15 protein-coding genes and 2 pseudogenes are annotated in these 18,010 nt (G+C 35.4%); 7 read left to right on the top strand and 10 right to left on the bottom strand.

Annotated elements, in window-relative coordinates; all coding sequences use genetic code 11:
- Window positions 1-677: 677 nt before the first annotated feature.
- The 4 genes from ACFINW_RS05185 to ACFINW_RS05200 all read right to left on the bottom strand — a co-directional run bounded on the left by ACFINW_RS05185 (window position 678) and on the right by ACFINW_RS05200 (window position 3,590).
- A complete protein-coding gene (locus ACFINW_RS05185) occupies window positions 678-1,031 on the bottom strand; it encodes a hypothetical protein (RefSeq protein WP_375640848.1) in 354 nt (117 codons plus the stop codon).
- Between the two features lie 727 nt (window positions 1,032-1,758).
- The gene (locus tag ACFINW_RS05190) at window positions 1,759-1,917 is read right to left on the bottom strand and encodes a hypothetical protein (RefSeq protein WP_375640849.1); all 159 of its coding nucleotides are present in this window, start codon (window positions 1,915-1,917) and stop codon (window positions 1,759-1,761) included.
- A gap of 88 nt (window positions 1,918-2,005) precedes the next feature.
- A complete protein-coding gene (locus tag ACFINW_RS05195) occupies window positions 2,006-2,434 on the bottom strand; it encodes an MFS transporter (RefSeq protein WP_375621342.1) in 429 nt (142 codons plus the stop codon).
- A gap of 229 nt (window positions 2,435-2,663) precedes the next feature.
- Complete coding sequence (locus ACFINW_RS05200) at window positions 2,664-3,590, bottom strand: D-2-hydroxyacid dehydrogenase family protein (protein WP_375629925.1); 927 nt, start codon at window positions 3,588-3,590, stop codon at window positions 2,664-2,666.
- A 1,038-nt stretch (window positions 3,591-4,628) separates the two neighbouring features.
- Here ACFINW_RS05200 and ACFINW_RS05205 point away from each other — a divergent pair.
- From ACFINW_RS05205 to ilvC, 3 genes are all read left to right on the top strand, one after another.
- A complete protein-coding gene (locus ACFINW_RS05205; protein WP_375629922.1) occupies window positions 4,629-5,750 on the top strand; it encodes an ATP-dependent RecD-like DNA helicase in 1,122 nt (373 codons plus the stop codon).
- 83 nt (window positions 5,751-5,833) lie between these two features.
- Window positions 5,834-6,568: a pyridoxine 5'-phosphate synthase gene (locus ACFINW_RS05210; protein ID WP_375640999.1), complete on the top strand. Its 735-nt coding sequence runs from the start codon at window positions 5,834-5,836 to the stop codon at window positions 6,566-6,568.
- A 1,067-nt stretch (window positions 6,569-7,635) separates the two neighbouring features.
- Window positions 7,636-8,655 carry a ketol-acid reductoisomerase gene (gene ilvC / locus ACFINW_RS05215; RefSeq protein ID WP_375612028.1) on the top strand — a complete coding sequence of 340 codons (1,020 nt, stop codon included), beginning with the start codon at window positions 7,636-7,638 and terminating at the stop codon, window positions 8,653-8,655.
- A gap of 126 nt (window positions 8,656-8,781) precedes the next feature.
- Here ilvC and ACFINW_RS05220 read toward each other — a convergent pair whose 3' ends face one another.
- From ACFINW_RS05220 to ACFINW_RS05235, 4 genes are all read right to left on the bottom strand, one after another.
- Window positions 8,782-10,173 (bottom strand): amino acid permease, encoded by a 1,392-nt coding sequence (locus tag ACFINW_RS05220; RefSeq protein ID WP_375640998.1) that lies wholly within the window; start codon window positions 10,171-10,173, stop codon window positions 8,782-8,784.
- Between the two features lie 1,013 nt (window positions 10,174-11,186).
- Window positions 11,187-12,587 (bottom strand): amino acid permease, encoded by a 1,401-nt coding sequence (locus ACFINW_RS05225; protein WP_375612030.1) that lies wholly within the window; start codon window positions 12,585-12,587, stop codon window positions 11,187-11,189.
- A gap of 781 nt (window positions 12,588-13,368) precedes the next feature.
- The gene (locus ACFINW_RS05230) at window positions 13,369-14,001 is read right to left on the bottom strand and encodes a LysE family translocator (protein WP_375640997.1); all 633 of its coding nucleotides are present in this window, start codon (window positions 13,999-14,001) and stop codon (window positions 13,369-13,371) included.
- Entirely contained in the window at window positions 13,998-14,606 is a 609-nt protein-coding gene (locus tag ACFINW_RS05235; protein WP_375621691.1) for a fumarylacetoacetate hydrolase family protein, read from the bottom strand. Before ACFINW_RS05235 ends, ACFINW_RS05230 begins: the two co-directional genes overlap by 4 nt.
- A gap of 620 nt (window positions 14,607-15,226) precedes the next feature.
- Here ACFINW_RS05235 and ACFINW_RS05240 point away from each other — a divergent pair.
- The 4 genes and pseudogenes from ACFINW_RS05240 to ACFINW_RS05255 all read left to right on the top strand — a co-directional run.
- Window positions 15,227-15,418: pseudogene (locus ACFINW_RS05240) on the top strand (DEAD/DEAH box helicase family protein); the annotation flags it as partial.
- A 90-nt stretch (window positions 15,419-15,508) separates the two neighbouring features.
- Entirely contained in the window at window positions 15,509-15,775 is a 267-nt protein-coding gene (locus tag ACFINW_RS05245) for a hypothetical protein (RefSeq protein WP_375621692.1), read from the top strand.
- A 33-nt stretch (window positions 15,776-15,808) separates the two neighbouring features.
- Window positions 15,809-16,402, top strand: a complete 594-nt coding sequence (locus tag ACFINW_RS05250; RefSeq protein ID WP_375673865.1) for a hypothetical protein — start codon at window positions 15,809-15,811, stop codon at window positions 16,400-16,402.
- A 3-nt stretch (window positions 16,403-16,405) separates the two neighbouring features.
- Window positions 16,406-16,936, top strand: a complete 531-nt coding sequence (locus ACFINW_RS05255; protein ID WP_375673867.1) for a hypothetical protein — start codon at window positions 16,406-16,408, stop codon at window positions 16,934-16,936.
- A 244-nt stretch (window positions 16,937-17,180) separates the two neighbouring features.
- Here ACFINW_RS05255 and ACFINW_RS05260 read toward each other — a convergent pair.
- Window positions 17,181-17,598, bottom strand: a pseudogene (locus tag ACFINW_RS05260) (phage antirepressor KilAC domain-containing protein); the annotation flags it as partial.
- Window positions 17,599-17,647: 49 nt separating this feature from the next.
- The gene (locus ACFINW_RS05265; protein ID WP_375612034.1) at window positions 17,648-17,833 is read right to left on the bottom strand and encodes a hypothetical protein; all 186 of its coding nucleotides are present in this window, start codon (window positions 17,831-17,833) and stop codon (window positions 17,648-17,650) included.
- Window positions 17,834-18,010 lie beyond the last annotated feature (177 nt).

Raw genomic sequence — 18,010 nt, forward strand, 5'->3', positions numbered from 1 at the left:
ATAGGAGAATCCCCTAGCGACTTGAAAAGAAGGGCAAATATAACAAAAAGCAAATGCAGTCATAGAAAATCAATTGGCCACCATAGCCTATAATCAGGTAGTAGCCTCACCTGATTATGCGGGAGGAATCTATACATATGAGATATGTAGTCAATATATATATAAATCAGAATAATACTCACCATTATATCATTATCAGGACATTAGCATTGAAAATCAAATACTCTTTCTTTTATTTGTTCTACATATCTATGATTCCATAAATCTGCAGACACAAACACTCTTTGAATCCACCGCATTGGATTTTCATAACGATCAAATGATCCATAAAATTTATCTCTAGAGTGTAGAGCCATTCTGTTATCAATGTATAATAATCTTATGGGTTGTACATCAATTCCAAAAGATACAGCCTTAATAGCTTCATAAAAATGATCTGAAGCTTTCTTGGCTTTTTTGACTGTGGCTCTAACATGCCTGGATAAAAAACAGCGCTGATATCTGGGAATTCACCGTCCCCTTGAACTAGGGGCACTTTACTTGTAGAGGTTACCCCATTTTTTCTCCATCTATAGGGAACATTAATTATATATAAATTATCCCTTAAGCTCCTCAAATCCTCCTCACTTAAAAGTTTTAAAGCTAGACGTGTATCAGATATTCTCGTTAACGGGCCATCAACACCATTGCGAACACCAGATAAAATTATCCCCTTTAGGAGATAAATTTAAACTCGTTATAAATTTTAGTGCAGCATTTTCTGTATAAAAATCTAATTCAACTTCAGATCCTAATCCTGTATAATCTTTTTTATTATCCTCTAAAGGAACTAGGTTATTTACTATATGTTCGCCTTCAAACTTAATTGAATAAGGCTCTCCGATCAATAAAGAAAACATCATAATTAAATTTTCGCTAATATAGCCACTTTTACAAGACTCATCTAAATTATAAGGATTAGGTGACGTATTAATTTGTCTATCAATTGGAAGATTTTCAAAGATTAGATATGGTCTGGGAGTAATAGACACCTTTTGGTTCATAAGAATTGTTAATATTCTATGGGGTAGCAGCGAAAATGCTATTTTTTAGCTCAACCGAATATTCAATACCACCCGTATGGATCATAAATAACATGGTCTAAAGCCTCCCAAAGTTTGTCTCTTTCGATATTGCTCAACTCAAAAGTATTTTCATTTATCATTATAATTTCCTCCCCAATTATATTTCCCTACTTTCTTATTAAGAAAAGTGAAAAAACAATAATTAAAATCAGCCATGTTAGTAAATAAGTTTCTGTAAAATTTTGGATTAATCCAAATAATGGTGGAGCAGTAATGATTGCGATTTGATTTATAGACATTCCTAAATCCAGAGAAAAGCCAACGCTTTCTTTCGGCGAAGAGTCTACAATATAAGCAACCCAAGGGCCATACTATCCCATTCCTCCAAAAACTAACCAAGCAGATAAAATAGTTAAATAAATTATCGATCCACTCATGCTCAAAATTAATATTAAAAATCCAAAAACGATTGCAATCATGCAAAACAAGACAGGAAAAAATCGTCCTTTTCTACAATGATCACTCCACGCTGCTAAAATAATTCTTCCTAAGGCACCAGAAGCCTGTGAAACAAAAAATAAATAAGCACTTTTATCTAGAGACAGGTGATAGATTCTATAAAAATAAATCGTTATAAAAATGGTTAAAACATATTAAACGATCACAAGTGAAACGTTTGAAAAAATATTATTCTTCATATGCGGCGCAGCCACATCGCAAGACGTGACCTTACATTTGCATAGAACGAAACTTTTGCCTTGCTTTCTGGAACGATAGTGATAACTTTTGCTGGTGCGTGATAAAAAATAATAAATATACATCCCCCTAAAAAAGAAACGATGGCACCGACCAAAAACGCACCTTGTATGCCATAGACAAGGGCACTCGCAGGAATAACTATACCCAGCTAATGCCTCTACCTAATGGTAGCCCCGCCTGCCTTATTCCCATTGCAAATCCGCGTTGCGATTGTGGAAACCATGAAGAAACGGATTTAGCACTACCGAGTTGAGCAGAACTATAAATCCCCCTACAATTAGCAAACAAACCAAAAGGGAAATATAGTTATCTGCGATTGCTTCCAACAAAAGAGCGACAGAAACGCCGATCGCGCCAACTCCAATAATATAGTGCTCGTTAAACTTGTCTAGTAATTCACCAGCTACAAGTAATCCAATAATAGGTAGGAACTGTGCTGCTGAAGATAGTAAACCTATCTGAGAGTCACTAAGCGAGAAATCCTTCTTAAAAAATTCAGCTAAAGGACCAATCCCTTGAACAAAGAAGCAGGCTGATGCTTGAGCGATCGTGGCAACAAGTAATACAATCCATCTATAATAATTTTTTTCTATAAATTTATTATTGCCCACTATGCCCCCTCCAATTAAAGTGCATTCCAATGAAGTAGCCTTTTTTAATAATGATTGCAATAATAAATGAGGTATTTTATGCTGATTACATAAAAATCTGTCAATACGATTGGTATGAATATGAAAGCTAAGGAATATGCTTAATTTAAGGAAATAAGCTATTATGTGTCGTACAAATTTGATATGCTAGTGATATAAGATAATTTTACAAACATTGGCTCAGCCGGCATTAAGTGCTCTTTATAAAAGAAGCTATATTTTGGCAAGCTTTTTCAAAATAATTCTCAAAGCTTTCTTCAGTCACATAGCCCAGATGCGGTGTGCAAAGAACTCTATCTGATTGCAATAATTTGCTTTCATATACTGGCTCGCTGTCATAAACATCCAGTGCAAAGTAAATTGAATTTTCCAAACTTAGTATTTTTTCTATCGCCCCTTTTTCAACCAAAGCTGAACGCGCTGTGTTGACAAAAATAGCATGAGGTTTCATGCTCAATAGATCATCTAATTTTATGATTTCTCTGGTTTTATCGCTTAAACGTAAATGGACGGATATAACGTCAGGACGTGTAAAAAATTCATCTTTTGAATGCGTAAAATGATAACCTAAATTTTTTGCTTCTTGCGTTGAACGCTCGCTCCCATAAACCAAAATGGACATGCCAAAAGCTTGAGCATATTGAGCAACCATTTTACCAATACGGCCAAACCCGAATATTCCAAGAGTAGCCCCTTTCATTTGGTTGCCAAATGTTGTTTGCCATCGTCCTTTTTTCATATCAGATACAGATTTACAGAGTTTTCTACGCGCAGACATAATTAAGAGCCACGCAAATTCAGCAGCAGAAGTTGGATCTCCACCACCGTCTAATATTTCAATTCCTAAGTCTCTACAAGTTTCTATATCAATATGTGAACCTATAGGGCCTGTTTGGCAGATTAATTTTAAATTTGGCAGTTTCAGGAGAAGATTTCTATCAACTATAGTCCGCTCTCTGATTAAGATAAGAATATCTATCTCTTTGAGCTTATCTTCTAAATCACATTCTTTAGCTAAATTATTTATAACCAGCACTTCATGTGATGTCATTAATTTTGTAATAGACTGTAATGTTAGGGTGGCTTTTTGATAGTCATCTGGAATTAATATTTTCAATTTAAACCTCCCGTTTCATTCATCAATATTTGAGCTCATTATTTCATTTCTAAAACAACCAAAAAGCAATCTCATCGCTGATATTTTGACATAACGCCAAGCCTATTAACAAATTATATCCCTTGATTTATTGTTATTTCTAGCAATAAGAATAGCATTAATCAGTTAGTTTTTATAAACTTTAAAACATTGCGACAAAAAGAAAAAGTTTGACTCAGTAGATGGAGAATTGCGCTTTTCTCATATTCTAGAGGACGAACCTGAAGTGCTACGCTGGACTAAAGCCATGTCCCAGTTTTCTATAATAGACCACCAAGAAGGCCATACTTACGAACCATATTTTATTGTTGAAACAGAAAAAGCTACATATTTGTGCGAGATAAAGCGTGCTTCATATAAGTGTGATGTCTCTCTTTATTCGTTGAGATATCACTTATTTGTAGCATGAAGAGTAAATTTATTAAAATCATGATGAGAGGGAGATAGGAACTTTATAGGTGTATCATCATAGGATTAAGTCGTTTTGTTGAGAGCTATTTTTATTTCTGCTAAAAGGTTTTTGATATATTTAATTATTATTTCGTAATAGTGGATGTACTTTATTTTATGTGCAAGAAAGCTGATTGATTGTGTAAAATAGCGTTCAAAAATTACATTATTTTTATCCTGTTAAGGACATTTTTTCTAGTGAGGGTTTTGCAATTGCAATGCTCTTTTTCTCATTCTAAATTTTGGTTAGAAAAAGCGTATATAGGTGTTATTTTAAATTTAAGATATGCATCTTCCATTGTTGGTGTTACTGTTGTAAAAAATGATATTTTATTTGATACGCATAAGGTGTTACCAAGAAGATCGATGTATAGATAAAATTTAGATTGTTACAATATCTTGAAAAAACAATGGGTAAATAATTGATAATTGTGCTACGAAAGTTGTTAGATGGGCGTGTGTCAGCAATTCTTAATAAAAAGGTTTTTCTTGATAGTCGTTTTTTTTCAAAATACTGCTCTTTTTATGCAAATCTTATGTTGGTAAGCTATGCAGTTTTCGCCGGAACAGGATAATGCATTGAAGGCTGTTGCCGCGTGGTTGAAGGAAGGGCGTTTTCCTCTTTTTCGCCTTTTTGGCTATGCGGGGACGGGTAAGACGACGCTTGCACGCTATTTTGCAGAGACAGTTGATGGTTCTGTTCAATTTGCTGCTTTTACAGGGAAGGCCGCGCAGGTTTTGCGTTCTAAAGGTGCAAGCAATGCTTGTACGATTCATTCGCTAATTTATTGTCCGCGTGGAGAAGAGGAAGTTTCCGATGAAATAACAGGAAAAAAGTCTATTGCTCCAACATTTACGTTAAATCGAAGAAGTGCTGCTGCACAAGCTAAACTCATTATTGTTGATGAGTGCTCGATGGTAGATGAAAAATTGGCCCGTGATTTAATGAGTTTTCGAACGCCAATTCTTGTTCTTGGTGATCCGGGTCAATTGCCTCCTATATCAGGTGGAGGCTTTTTTTCTAATGGAGAACCAGATTTTCTTCTTTCAGAAATTCATCGGCAAGCGCGAGATAATCCGATTATACGTCTTGCTATGGATGTACGTGAAGGACGCGATATTGCTTATGGTGACTATGGAGAAGCGCGCGTTGTGACACGTAAAGAGGTCAATCAACAATTGGTTTTGGATGCTGATCAGGTCTTGGTAGGGGTTAATCGTACACGCCACCTTTATAATCAGCGTTTGCGTGTGTTAAAGGGATTTACAGCAGATTATCCACAAGCGGGAGATAAGCTGGTGTGTTTGCGAAATGATCCGATTAAAGGTTTGTTGAATGGCTCTTTATGGAAGGTGATGACTTCACAGAAGGAGACCGTTAAACCAAGTATTAATCTTCTTGTGAAACCAGAAGAAAGTGAGCGTGGGGTAGCAAAGATTAAACTTTTAAAAGCAGCGTTTGAAAACCCTGATCAAGAAATTTCATGGCAATTAAAAAAGCGATATGATGATTTTGATTATGGGTATGCATTAACGGTTCATAAGGCGCAAGGTTCTCAATGGAATAATGTCGTTTTGTTTGATGAAAGTTTTGCATTTCGTGATATGTATGCGCGCTGGCTTTATACGGGAATTACCCGCGCAGCAGAGCGTTTAACGATTGTTCGATAGAGAAAATATGTGTATCATCTCAGTTTCAGATGGAAAATGCCTTTTTTCTATCTTGTTACACACTATAAAAAATGGAAATGGGCATGGCGGTAAAACTTTCGGTTAATCTTAATGCTGTTGCTGTTTTGCGTAATCGACGTAATCTTCCGTGGCCAAGTATAACGAATATTGGGCATATAGCGCTTGCTGCTGGAGCAACAGGTTTGACGGTTCATCCGCGCCCTGATGAAAGGCATATTCGTTTTTCGGATTTGCCAGATATATACTGTTTAATAAAGAACACTTTTCCTACTGCTGAGTTTAATATTGAAGGTTATCCAAGTGATCAATTTTTGGATATCGCTGAAAATTATGCGGACCAGATTACCCTTGTTCCTGATGATCCAGATCAGTCAACGTCTGATCATGGGTGGAATTTTGCTCATGATGCAGAATTTTTAGCACCTATTATTCAGAATTTAAAAAAAAGAAAGATTCGTGTATCCCTTTTTGCTAATCCTGCTGTCGATGGTCTTGATATTGCTAAAGCAATGGGCGCTGATCGTGTGGAATTTTACACGGGACCTTATGGTGGTGCATTTCAGGATAAAACAAAACAAGATCAAGAGCTCAATAAACTTGTTTTAGCAGCAAGAAGAGCTAAAGAGTTGCAGTTAGGTATGAATGCTGGGCATGATCTGACACTTATGAACCTTCCTGCTCTGGTCAAAAGTATTCCTTGGCTTGATGAGGTTTCTATTGGCCATGGGCTTATTGCTGATGCATTAGAGTATGGAATGCATGATACTGTTCAGCGTTTTATCCGGTTATTATCGTAATCTTTGTTTCTCTATAAAATTGGGAAAAAATTTTTATAAAGCTTTATCAATTTATCTAAAAAACAATTTTATATATGTTGAGATAAATAGCACTATTAGCATACATTATAAAATATTCTATTTTCCTCTGTTTATTAGTAGCTTTCTATTTTTTGTGTTTTTTAGGGTATGAAATGCTTTTTTATTTGTACTATCCATTATGAGGAAGTTTTAAAATCTTCTTATTATAATTTCTTTGAATGGAGAAGAAGTAGGGTTTTGAAAGTATTTCCCTTATAAAGGAGTGCGTAGGATTTTAATGGATTAATACACAAATTTTCTTGATATTTGAGCTCATTTTTGGGTTATCTGTAAATAGTATAACGTAAAATCTCCTTATGAATAAGCTTAATGCAATAGGAGCTGTTAAATAGAATGATGATATCGACTTGTAGCTTTATGAAGTAAAGAGAGTGATGTGCAATAAATCTTACACTATTATAGGGAATTCTTGAAAAGGGCTTGAGCATATTAAAATTTTTTTATAAGGCGCCATAAATGGATAACATAATAGCCGTATGGGGGCTTCTTCGTGTGAGAGGCGTGGATATTAAAAGAACGTAAAAAGTAAAAACATCCTCTCTATTATTCTAAAGATATTGTTGTATATGCTTTTGAAGGTTGTATTAAAACAATACTTGTTATTTTGTAATTTTTCTTGCTATCCGTATTGATTTGGTTCATGTTAAAGATTGTATGTTGTATCTTAATTTTTAGAATATAGCGTTTTGTTGCACGATAAAAGAGTAGAATATTAGCTAAATTTTCTTTAGAAATCTTATTTTGTGTAATTATTGTTTTTGTAGAATAGCAGTTGAAGTTTATTTGGGGATCCGTATATGTTTTAGGAATGTTTGGGGACTACAGTTTTTTCTATGCAATATGTAAACTTTAAAATTATTCAATTGCTGTGTTCTTATAAGCGGTGTTTTTTGTCTTTATAAGTGTGTGATGCACTGTAGATAATGTTTCTTATTGAATAAAAATAATCTGAAATCCAGTTTAAATAGAGAAAGAAGGAATTTTTTATGCGTGTTTATTATGATCGTGATGCGGATGTTAATCTCATTAAAGGGAAAAAAGTAGCCATTGTTGGTTATGGTTCTCAAGGGCGTGCGCACGCTTTAAACTTGAAAGATTCTGGTGTTAAAAATGTGCAAATAGCTTTGCGTTCAGGGTCGGAAACAGTAAAAAAAGCCATGGCTGATGGTTTTGAAGTGGTGAGTGTTGCTGAAGCAGCAAAATGGGCAGATCTCATTATGATGGCAACACCAGATGAATTGCAAGCTGATATTTATAAGGAACATATTCATGATCATTTACACGATGGGGCAGCGATTGCTTTTGCGCATGGTTTGAGCATTCATTTTGGCTTGATTGAACCTAAAAAAAACGTTGATATTGTGATGATTGCTCCTAAAGGTCCAGGGCATACAGTTCGTCATGAATACCAACGGGGTTGTGGTGTTCCTTGCTTAATAGCGGTGGCGCAAGATGCTTCAGGGCATGCACATAATGTAGCATTATCTTATGCATGTGGACTTGGTGGTGGACGTGCAGGGGTGATTGAAACAACATTTAAAGAAGAGTGCGAAACTGATCTTTTTGGTGAACAAGCGGTTCTTTGTGGTGGTCTTGTTGAATTGATTCGAGCAGGTTATGAAACATTAACACAAGCAGGTTATGCACCGGAAATGGCTTATTTTGAGTGTTTGCATGAGGTTAAACTGATTGTTGATCTCATGTATGAAGGGGGCATTGCAAATATGAATTATTCGATTTCTAATACAGCTGAATGGGGTGAATATATGTCTGGTCCACGTGTGATTACGGATGAAACCAGAGCAGAAATGAAACGTATATTGAAAGATATTCAAACGGGTAAATTTACATCGAATTGGATTCAAGAATATAAAGCTGGTGCTGCTCATTTTAAAAGTATGCGGCGTTTAAATGATAATCATCCTATTGAAGAAGTGGGTAAAAAACTTCGTTCTATGATGCCTTGGATAAAATCGAATGCTTTGGTTGATAAAGAGCGTAATTGAAGATTCTACAGAGATATTTTGTCAATAGCTTTTATAATTTTATAGATAAATATAAAAAGGGTAACTTTAGTTACCCTTTTTATATGTTTTTTGTTTATATGTTTTTTGTAATATAAGCTTTATTTTTTAATTTTTTGCATAATTCTTTTTCCCAAAAAGAAAGTATACAATTCCTAAAAATATGAACCATGCTGGAGTGTATTTTAAAGCTATGGCAGTGTCAGCTTCTAATGACAATAAATAGATAATGAATGCAAAGAAAACAAGAAGCGCCCAACACATAACAACACCTCCTGGCATTTTATAAGGAGAGACAGTATGCTGGAGAGGACGATTGCGGCGATAGACGATATAGCTGATCAAAATGATAGACCATACAAATATAAACAAAGTTGCGGCAATTGTCGTAACAATTGTAAAAGCAGCTATGAGTGTTTGAGATAACGATACAACGGCATAACCAAATAAGATGCATATACATGAAAAGAATAATGCGTTGGCTGGAACGTGGTTACGAGAAAGTTTTCCTAAAAATTTAGGAGCACCTTTTTGTGTTGCTAGCCCATATATCATACGGCTGGTAGAAAAAATTCCACTATTTGCTGAAGAGGCGGCAGCTGTGAGGACAACAAAGTTCATCAAACCTGCAGCAGTTGGGATACCAATAAGTGCATACATTGTTACAAATGGGCTTTTTTCTGGACTGATTTGATCCCACGGCGTCACAGACATAATCACAAGAAGAGAGAATATATAAAAGAATACAATGCGGATTGGTATTGAATTAACAGCCTGTGGTAAAGCTTTTTGAGGCTCTTTTACTTCAGCAGCAGCTGTTCCAGCGAGTTCAATGCCAACAAAAGCAAAAATAACAATTTGAAATCCAGCAAAAAAGCCTGTAATTCCTCGCGGAAAAATATTCCCACCGTTCCATATATGGCTAAGAGAAGCAACCGTACCGTTTGGAGAGACAAAATCGGTAAAGATCATATAAAATCCTACAACGATTAGGACTAGAATTGCTACGATTTTGATAAAACCAAACCAAAACTCAAGTTCGCCAAATAGTTTTACGGCGACGAGGTTAAGAATTAAAAAGGACATAAGACCAATTATAACAGGAATCCACGGATTGAGTTCAGGCCACCAAAAATGTGTATAAGTGACAATAGCAATAATTTCAGCAGTTCCAGTGACAATCCAACACAACCAATATGTCCAGCCGATAAAGAATCCGGCACATGGCCCTAGAAGATCGGTTGAGAAGTCAATAAAAGATCGGTATTGTGTATTAGAAAGCAATAACTCTCCCATAGCACGCATGACAAAGTATAGAGCACAACCAATAATTGCATAAACGAGTAGAATTGAGGGGCCTGCTACACTGATTGTTTTTCCTGATCCCATGAAGAGACCTGTTCCAATCGCTCCACCAAGGGCTATAAGTTGTATGTGTCGGTTATGTAGTCCACGTTGCAATTTCTTCTTAGGTTTTTTTTCTAAATTTTGTTTGTTCATTTTTGGGGAGTTCTCCTTAGTTATTTTTAAATAAAAATTACCCTAAAAAAGGTAATTCCTTCTATCGGAACACGCTATGGTTAAGGAGTAAAGGAATTTTTTTCTATGACTATATGTGAATAAAGCAAAAACATTATTAATTAATGGAATAATTATTTTATATATAAGAAACAAAAGATAAATTGTATTATATTTTTTTGATTTTTTTATGTTTTATACATAAGTATTATTATAATAATATATAATATAATTTATATTATATATTATTATATGTATATAAATAATAATTTATATTTATGTATATTTGTTTATAGTAATTTTTATATAAATATCTTTATATTTAAATTTATTTATTTATAGATATTGTTATCTATATAAAAATATAAATAAAATTGTAAACTTATTAAATATAAAACTTTGTATATAAATAAAATAATTTTAAATATTTAAACTATTATTTGAAACATTAAAAAATATATTTTAAATTTACATTTAAGTATTAATATTTAAAATTTATTACAAATAGAAAAATATTTTCATAGAATCTTTTTTTATTGCAGATAGCTATTAAGATATATTCTGTTTAGAGCTATATTTTTAATTTTGATAAAAAATTGAATATAAATTTTTTTGGGGGGAAAGTTTTAGATAAATCTCATGTTTTATTAGTAAACAATGTCAGTGAAGTTTATAGAGAATTTTTTATAGAATAGCTCGTTTCTTATCCTATTGTGCAGTAAAATACTGTTGTGTAGAGTAGTGATATAAAGCATATAACATTTTACGCATTAAGTATTTTTAGAATGGGTGGTGAGTGTTCAGGGCAGGGCTAGCCCATAGAGCCTTATGTAGGTGAACCATATAAATGATCAGCAGCATTCCCCCTTAATAAGCCGGATTGTTTACAAACCGGTGCCGGTAGGAATCGTCGTTTTTTGATGTTTGGGGAGGAGGTTAAGTAGAAAAAGGGTAACTAAAATTACCCTTTTTTGAGATGTTTTTATGTATAGACTTTATTTGTTACCTTGAGTTATTTTTTTCTTTACAAACATAAAATACATTATACCTAAGAAAACAAACCAGAATATACTATATTTTAAGGCTAGTAGAGTATCAGCTTCTAATGTCAACAAATAGAGCATGAAAACAAAGAAAACTAAAATTATCCCACACATGATAACACCTCCTGGCATTTTATAAATGGATTCAGCGTGTAGATGAGGGCGATTGCGACGATACACAATATAGCTAATCAAAATTACAGACCATACGAATAAAAATGCAATAGCTGAAATGCTTGTCACAATTGTAAAAGCACTTATGAGGCTTGGAGAGAGTGAGGCAATTGTATACCCTATTAAAATACATAAACAGGAAAAGAATAGAGCATTGGCTGGAACATGGTATCTGGAAAGTTTACCTAAAATTGGAGGGGCACCTTTTTGTGTTGCAAGTCCATATATCATACGGCTGGTAGAAAAAATACCACTATTTGCTGAAGAGGCAGCTGAGGTGATAACGACAAAGTTTACCAAGCCAGCAGCTATCGGAATGCCTGCAAGCCAAAACATCGAGACAAAGGGGCTTTTATCTGGAACAATTTGATCCCAAGGTGTGACAGACATAATTACAGCGAGAGAAAAAATGTAAAAGAGTACAATACGGACCGGTATTGCATTAATTGCTTTGGGGAGCACTTTTTTAGGTTCTTTTACTTCAGCAGCGGTTGTTCCAGCAATTTCTATACCAACAAAAGAAAAAATAGCAATTTGAAATCCAGCAAAAAAACCTGTCATTCCTCGCGGAAAGATATTGCCATCGTTCCATACGTGATTGAGAGAAGCAACCGTACCATTGGGAGAGGTAAAGCCCGTAACGATCATATAAAATCCCACAACAATTAATGCTAAAATTGCGACGACTTTGATAAGGCCAAACCAGAATTCAAGTTCACCGAATAGTTTCACGGCAAAGAGGTTAAAGATTAAAAAGACACTAATGCAGGTAAAAACGGTAAACCATGGATTGAGTGTTGGCCACCAAAAGTTCATATAAGTGATGATGGCAATAATGTCAGCAGCTCCAGTTACAACCCAGCTCAACCAATAGCTCCAGCCAACAAAGAAAGCGATTCCCGGTCCTAGCATATCGGTTGAAAAATCAATAAGAGATCGGTATTGTGAATTAGAAAGCAACAATTCTCCCATAGCACGCATGACAAAGTATAGAGCAAAACCGATAATAGCATAAACGAGTATGATGGAAGGACCTGCCACACTAATTGTTTTTCCTGCCCCCATGAAGAGACCTGTTCCAATAGCACCACCAATGGCTATAAGTTGTACATGTCGGTTGTGTAGTCCACGCTGTAACTTATTCTGAGAATTATCTTTTAAATTTTGTTTGTAGCTCATTTTTTGGGGGTTCCCTTTAATTATTTTGAGATTAAATTACACTAAAAAAGCATTATTTTGTATCGAAGCATGATATAAATGAGGTGTAAAGGAAAAAAACGTTTTTTATGATTTTGTGTGGATAAAGAAAAGAATATGTTTTAGGAATATGCTTTTGAAAAAAGAGAATGTTGTCCTCTTAAATAACGTAACAGATATTTGAATGGGGAGCTTTTTATTGTTATGAATAACAAATTAATTGTTCATTAAAAGACGTGGGGCTTTTAAAATTATTTCAGAAAGTTGTCAGGAGTTTTTATAATTTTTTGAAACTTATTATTTGTAATCAGTGCATTATTTATTATTATTCATAATGGTGAGAGTTTACTTTTTGCTCAAATAGCACTCGAGAGTTCTCATCTTAGTTTAAGAAACAATTTTTAATGGAAAATTAAAATGATTTTTAAATCATTTTTTTGTTTGTATGGTGCTATCATAAATCAAAAAGTTACTTTTGTTTCATAAACGAAAAGAGGAATATCATAGCTTATTTTTTTAAAGTGATGAATAAGGATTTTGTTTAGATATTGGTAACATTTTATAAAATATTGCGAGAAACTCACATTGTTTACACAAACGTCCTTGAGAGTATGATAAAGAAATGCAACGTAATTCAGTTATATAAAGAAAAAAAGAACTGGGGATTGTATAAGCTCTGTTAGAGATCTCACTATTCATAGTGAGAGACAGAATCAGGAAAAGATTGCTCTATTAACTTTACAATTTGTTATCAAAGATAAAACTATCCAAAGAAAATGAAAAAAGAAAACAGAGATAAAACTGTTCCTGTCGCAATGTTAATCGAGCCTTTTACCCGCTGCTTGTTTAAGGCGGTACTGGCAAATGATATAAAAATGGTCATTAAAGTAAACCATGCAAAGATGTTGAAAGAATGTATTGTGACAAGTTCAAAACCTTTTTTAATGCTACCTCCAGAAGCTAAGAATTTTGGAAAAGCTGCTATGTAAAATATAGATACTTTGGGGTTTAGTATTTGTGTCAGAAAACCGTCCATATAGCTGGTTAAAAGCTTTGTTTCACTCGTAGCATGCTTTTCATTCGTTGAACTTCTTTCTTTTGAATTTAAGCTGTGTATTCCAGATTTAATTGATTTAAAGCCCATGTATAATAAATAGCTGCCACCCATGAGTTTTACTAAAAAAAACAGCGTTTTGTTGTTGAGAATGAGCGCTGATACACCTAGTATGGAAAATGCCCCATGCACATATGTTGCTGTACACAATCCTAAAACGTTTACAAATGCGTTCTTTCTTCCCAATCTCGTTGCATTATCGATGATAAGGGACATATTCGGCCCCGGTGAGATGACTAAAAAAAATGAAACAATGAAAAAGGTCAGTATTTGATGATTCATTTTACTTTTAGCTCTGAAATTAATTGATTTTCGAGATACAATTCTATTCTGTCAAACTGAGAAAGTTTTCCGACACCCTGTGGAGTGCCTGTGTATATGAGATCACCACGTCTTAGCTGAATGTAGTGACTTAAAAATGAGATTATCTTCTCAAAGCTAAAGATCATATTTTTCGTATTGCCAACTTGTCTTGTTTCGCCATTCAACTTCATTGCAAAGGTTATTGGGTTGTTTATTTTTTCTTTGTTTATGAAGTCAGAGACGTATGCAGCGCCTTTAAATCCTTTCGATAAAAGCCAAGGAAGCTTTTTTTCTTTCAGTTTTGTTTGCAAATCCCGCGCGGTGAGATCAAGACCTATTGCTACGGCATCATAGCATTCTTCTGCTTCTTCCTCCATGATCATGAAAGCGTCCTTTGAGATTTTGAGTACAATTTCGGTTTCAAAATGTATTTCTTTGGAAAAATTAGGGAGATAAATTTCATTGCCTAAAACGAGTGAACTTTTTGGCTTGCTAAAGATAACGGGTTCATCTTCAACAACATTACCTAGTTCATGAACATGTTCAACATAATTGTATCCAACACAGTAGATGTCATTTATCATGGGAGCCCTCCAAATTTTTCATTTTCTCTTTGTATAGGCAAGAGAAAACTTTGCAAACAACATTTTTTCTTATATCGCGTTTTGCGTTTTCTGGAAAAGAAGCATTATGTGGGTTAATGACTAACCACGATGACAGCCCTTCGCATTATCCTCTTTTGAAGAGTGCTCAATCTTATAGTCTTTGAGATTATTTTCATTTTGATTGCTAATCTCCTGAAATTACTTTATTACTTAAAGAGTGATTTTGCTCGTCTACGCAGCGATTAGTAGGGTCTGAAAGCCCTAAAGTTCGATCATAAATGAGCCTACTCTGTGGGTGTCTCAGAATTATGGATATTTTTCTATGTCTAGGTGCTATGAGCACTAAAAGTAAAAATCTGGTTCGTATTCAATCCTTTCAGGCTCTCGGAATACTAATGCGAGGGTGCTCGCAACCGGCGGGGGACTTGAAAGTGAAAAGCAAAAAGCCACATTTTAACGACATTTCTATAGGCAAAAAATCGCTTTCAAAAAAAATGCTGGGAATGTCGTAAAAGCAATTAGGGCACCAATTAGGGATAACTTTTCAACAAATCCAAAAGTATGAGAAAGTCTGTGATGGTTAAAAAGAAGCAGACCGTGGCAAACTTATTATGGCATTTGGAACGGAGAAGATTTTTACCAGCTTTAAGATAGCACAACAAATAGCCGGAACTGGAGAGCGTGTTTTGTTTCTCGTGCCTTTTCTGGCTTTGATGTCACAAACGATAAGAGAATGGACACGCTATATAGAAGTACTGTTTCATTCCTTTGTGGTGTATTCTGATACATAAGTTGGCAAGAGTCGTAAAACAAAGATGCTGTTGTCGAACTCGATGTCTCAGATCTTGGCTCTATCAGCTACCAACTGATGTTCAAAAGCTTTGAAAAAAACAAATAAAGTCTTAGCGAATGCAATGACCGTGGTGTTTTCTACTTACCAATTAATCCAAGTGATTGCGGATGCGCAAGAGAAATACGGTTTATCAGAATTTGATCTGATCATTTGTGAAGCGGTGCAGGTTAAGGCAGATAAGGTAGAACCTTTGGTTGTAGAAGCCAAGGAAGTAGCTGAGACTGCGAAGATAACAGCGGAAGAAGCGATAAATGTTGCGGAGCAAGCAAAAGAAGAGGCTGATACGACAAAGTAAGGGCTTGGAGAGGTCAAGAGTTCATTAGACACGGTGACAGCAACGACAAATTCTGCGAATACAGCCGCCTCTGAGGCAAAAATGTTAGCGGAAGAAGCGAAGAGTGCATTGACAGAAGTTCAAGAGAAGGCACAGAGGAACAGTGACAGTCTTTCTGAACTTCAAAGTAAGGTAGGTTCTCTTTCCACTAATTTTTTAGAGAATGTGCGTTTTCATCAACCTGACAGAATTCTGGAAGCCGATCCGAAAAATAGAAAAGGTGTTGTGATCAATGACGGGGCATGTTTTCGCTTTTATCATGGTGGAGAGAATGGGGATAGGTCCATCTTTTACCGCGTTCTAGGGCGTGGAAGGATGACTTTTGACGAAGATCTTGAAGCAGGAAAGGATTATTATATATATCTCATCTTAAAAGATCAGACGAATGAGCTATCCTTTGAGCTTTCGCAAAATCCGACGGCTCCTGATGGCTATACAAAGGATAATTCTGAAAAGATCGGTGGATTTCATACGCTATGTGCGGATGTTGGTGAGATTGAAGGTCATCTCTTATCGGGTTACCAAGCCGGGGATGTTTTGCCCAATTCTGTTTGGTGTTTAAATCACTGTCCGAGGAGTGATCCATAGGGAATGGTTTACGATCCGTGGAAGAATATTTGGGTTGATATTTATCTTCAATCAGGGACAGATGCAAATGCAAAGTTGGCATATGGTGTTCCGATTACGACCAATCGTAGCTATGCGGATCATGCATTTGATTTTTGGTCTGTTAATAAGAGATTTTTGACGAGTGATGAGTTTTCGCCATGCATGTATGGAAGTAATCAAGCAACCAGTATTGTCGGCAATCAAGCGCCTTCTCTTAAGACGTCTGGAGGACACGTTGATACAAACAATAGACGGATGATTTCGCATATCGGTTGTGAGGATGGTTGCGGTTATGTTTGGCAATATTTATCTGGTTGTTATCCAGTGACTAAATGGCATACAGGGGAGCAAGGAAGCAGTTTACGTGTAGACATAAATGTTATGTTGGAAGGAGGCGATTGGACTGGTGGCTCTAACAATGATCATCTTGTACGGAATTTTGCGCATTCTCGTTATGTAGAAGATGAAAAAATAGGCGCCCGTGGATGTAGCGAGCCACTTTATTATAATTAACGCGAGATTGATTAGAACATCATTTTATCCAGCCCCACTTTTGTGGGGCTTTTTTTATGGAGCGTCAGATGAGAAAGATATCGAAAGAAGGATAGGCACTTCATCTTGAAGTTTTAAAATCAAAGCTTTTTCTACTAAACTCATGATGTCAACCAGAGCAGTACAATCTTATCACTCATATTTTCATGTCTAGAAAATTGAGATAATGCCATCCATAAATCGCATAAGAAGTTAGAATCTACCTTCATTGCACACCTCCGTGGACTTGTTCTCTCAAACATGCCGCCAATCTTTTAGGTGTGATTTTTGTTGAAGGCAGCACCTTTTCTGTTCCATCCGATTTTTGAATGGTGATGGCAGAACAGTCCATGAATCCTTTGTTGATTTTATCCTGATTAAGGTAACAATGGACCACGTCGATACACCCAATCATTTTTACGTAAGTAATCTATTAAATCCTTTGGTCTTATCTCCAACATCTTCGCGGCTTCAATCAAACCAAACAAACCATCAGAGCGTTTTAAGCCTTCTAAAGCTTTTGGTGCTAATTCTGAAATAACATGGTTTTTCTGCTTAATTTGATTTTGTAGATGATTTAAGGCGCCAAGTAATACCTCGGGTTTGGAGTAATCAATTTGTGGAATAGCTACTTGTCTTTCCAACGGTCAATTATCTTTGCTCGTAAGGCAGTGCTGTAACTAGAAACAAGAATTAAGCATTCACGCTTTGGCAGGTTATAACAGGGCGGCTTTCACTTTTGTTATCAAGGTAGTGCCCACCAAAATCAACCTCCTCAAATTTGAGGGCGTTAAGTTCTTCAAGCGTTTTCTTGATGTCACGCATAATATTGTCATGCCTTTTGCCACATAATTCAGTAATTTTAATAATGGTATTCATAAAGAATTCTTAGATGTTAGACGTTCCTTAATGACATTCTAAAAGAGTGCTGGGCACTAAGAAACACGGCATCTAGTCCGTCGTTACGCCTTTCCCCGAAGGGGTATATGGCATAGCCACACCTGACAAAGCTATTAGCATACAATGAGTTAAAGCTTTTAAATTGCGGAAGATTAG

It is taken from the genome of Bartonella sp. AA18HLJMS (assembly GCF_042197245.1).
Lineage (GTDB): Bacteria > Pseudomonadota > Alphaproteobacteria > Rhizobiales > Rhizobiaceae > Bartonella.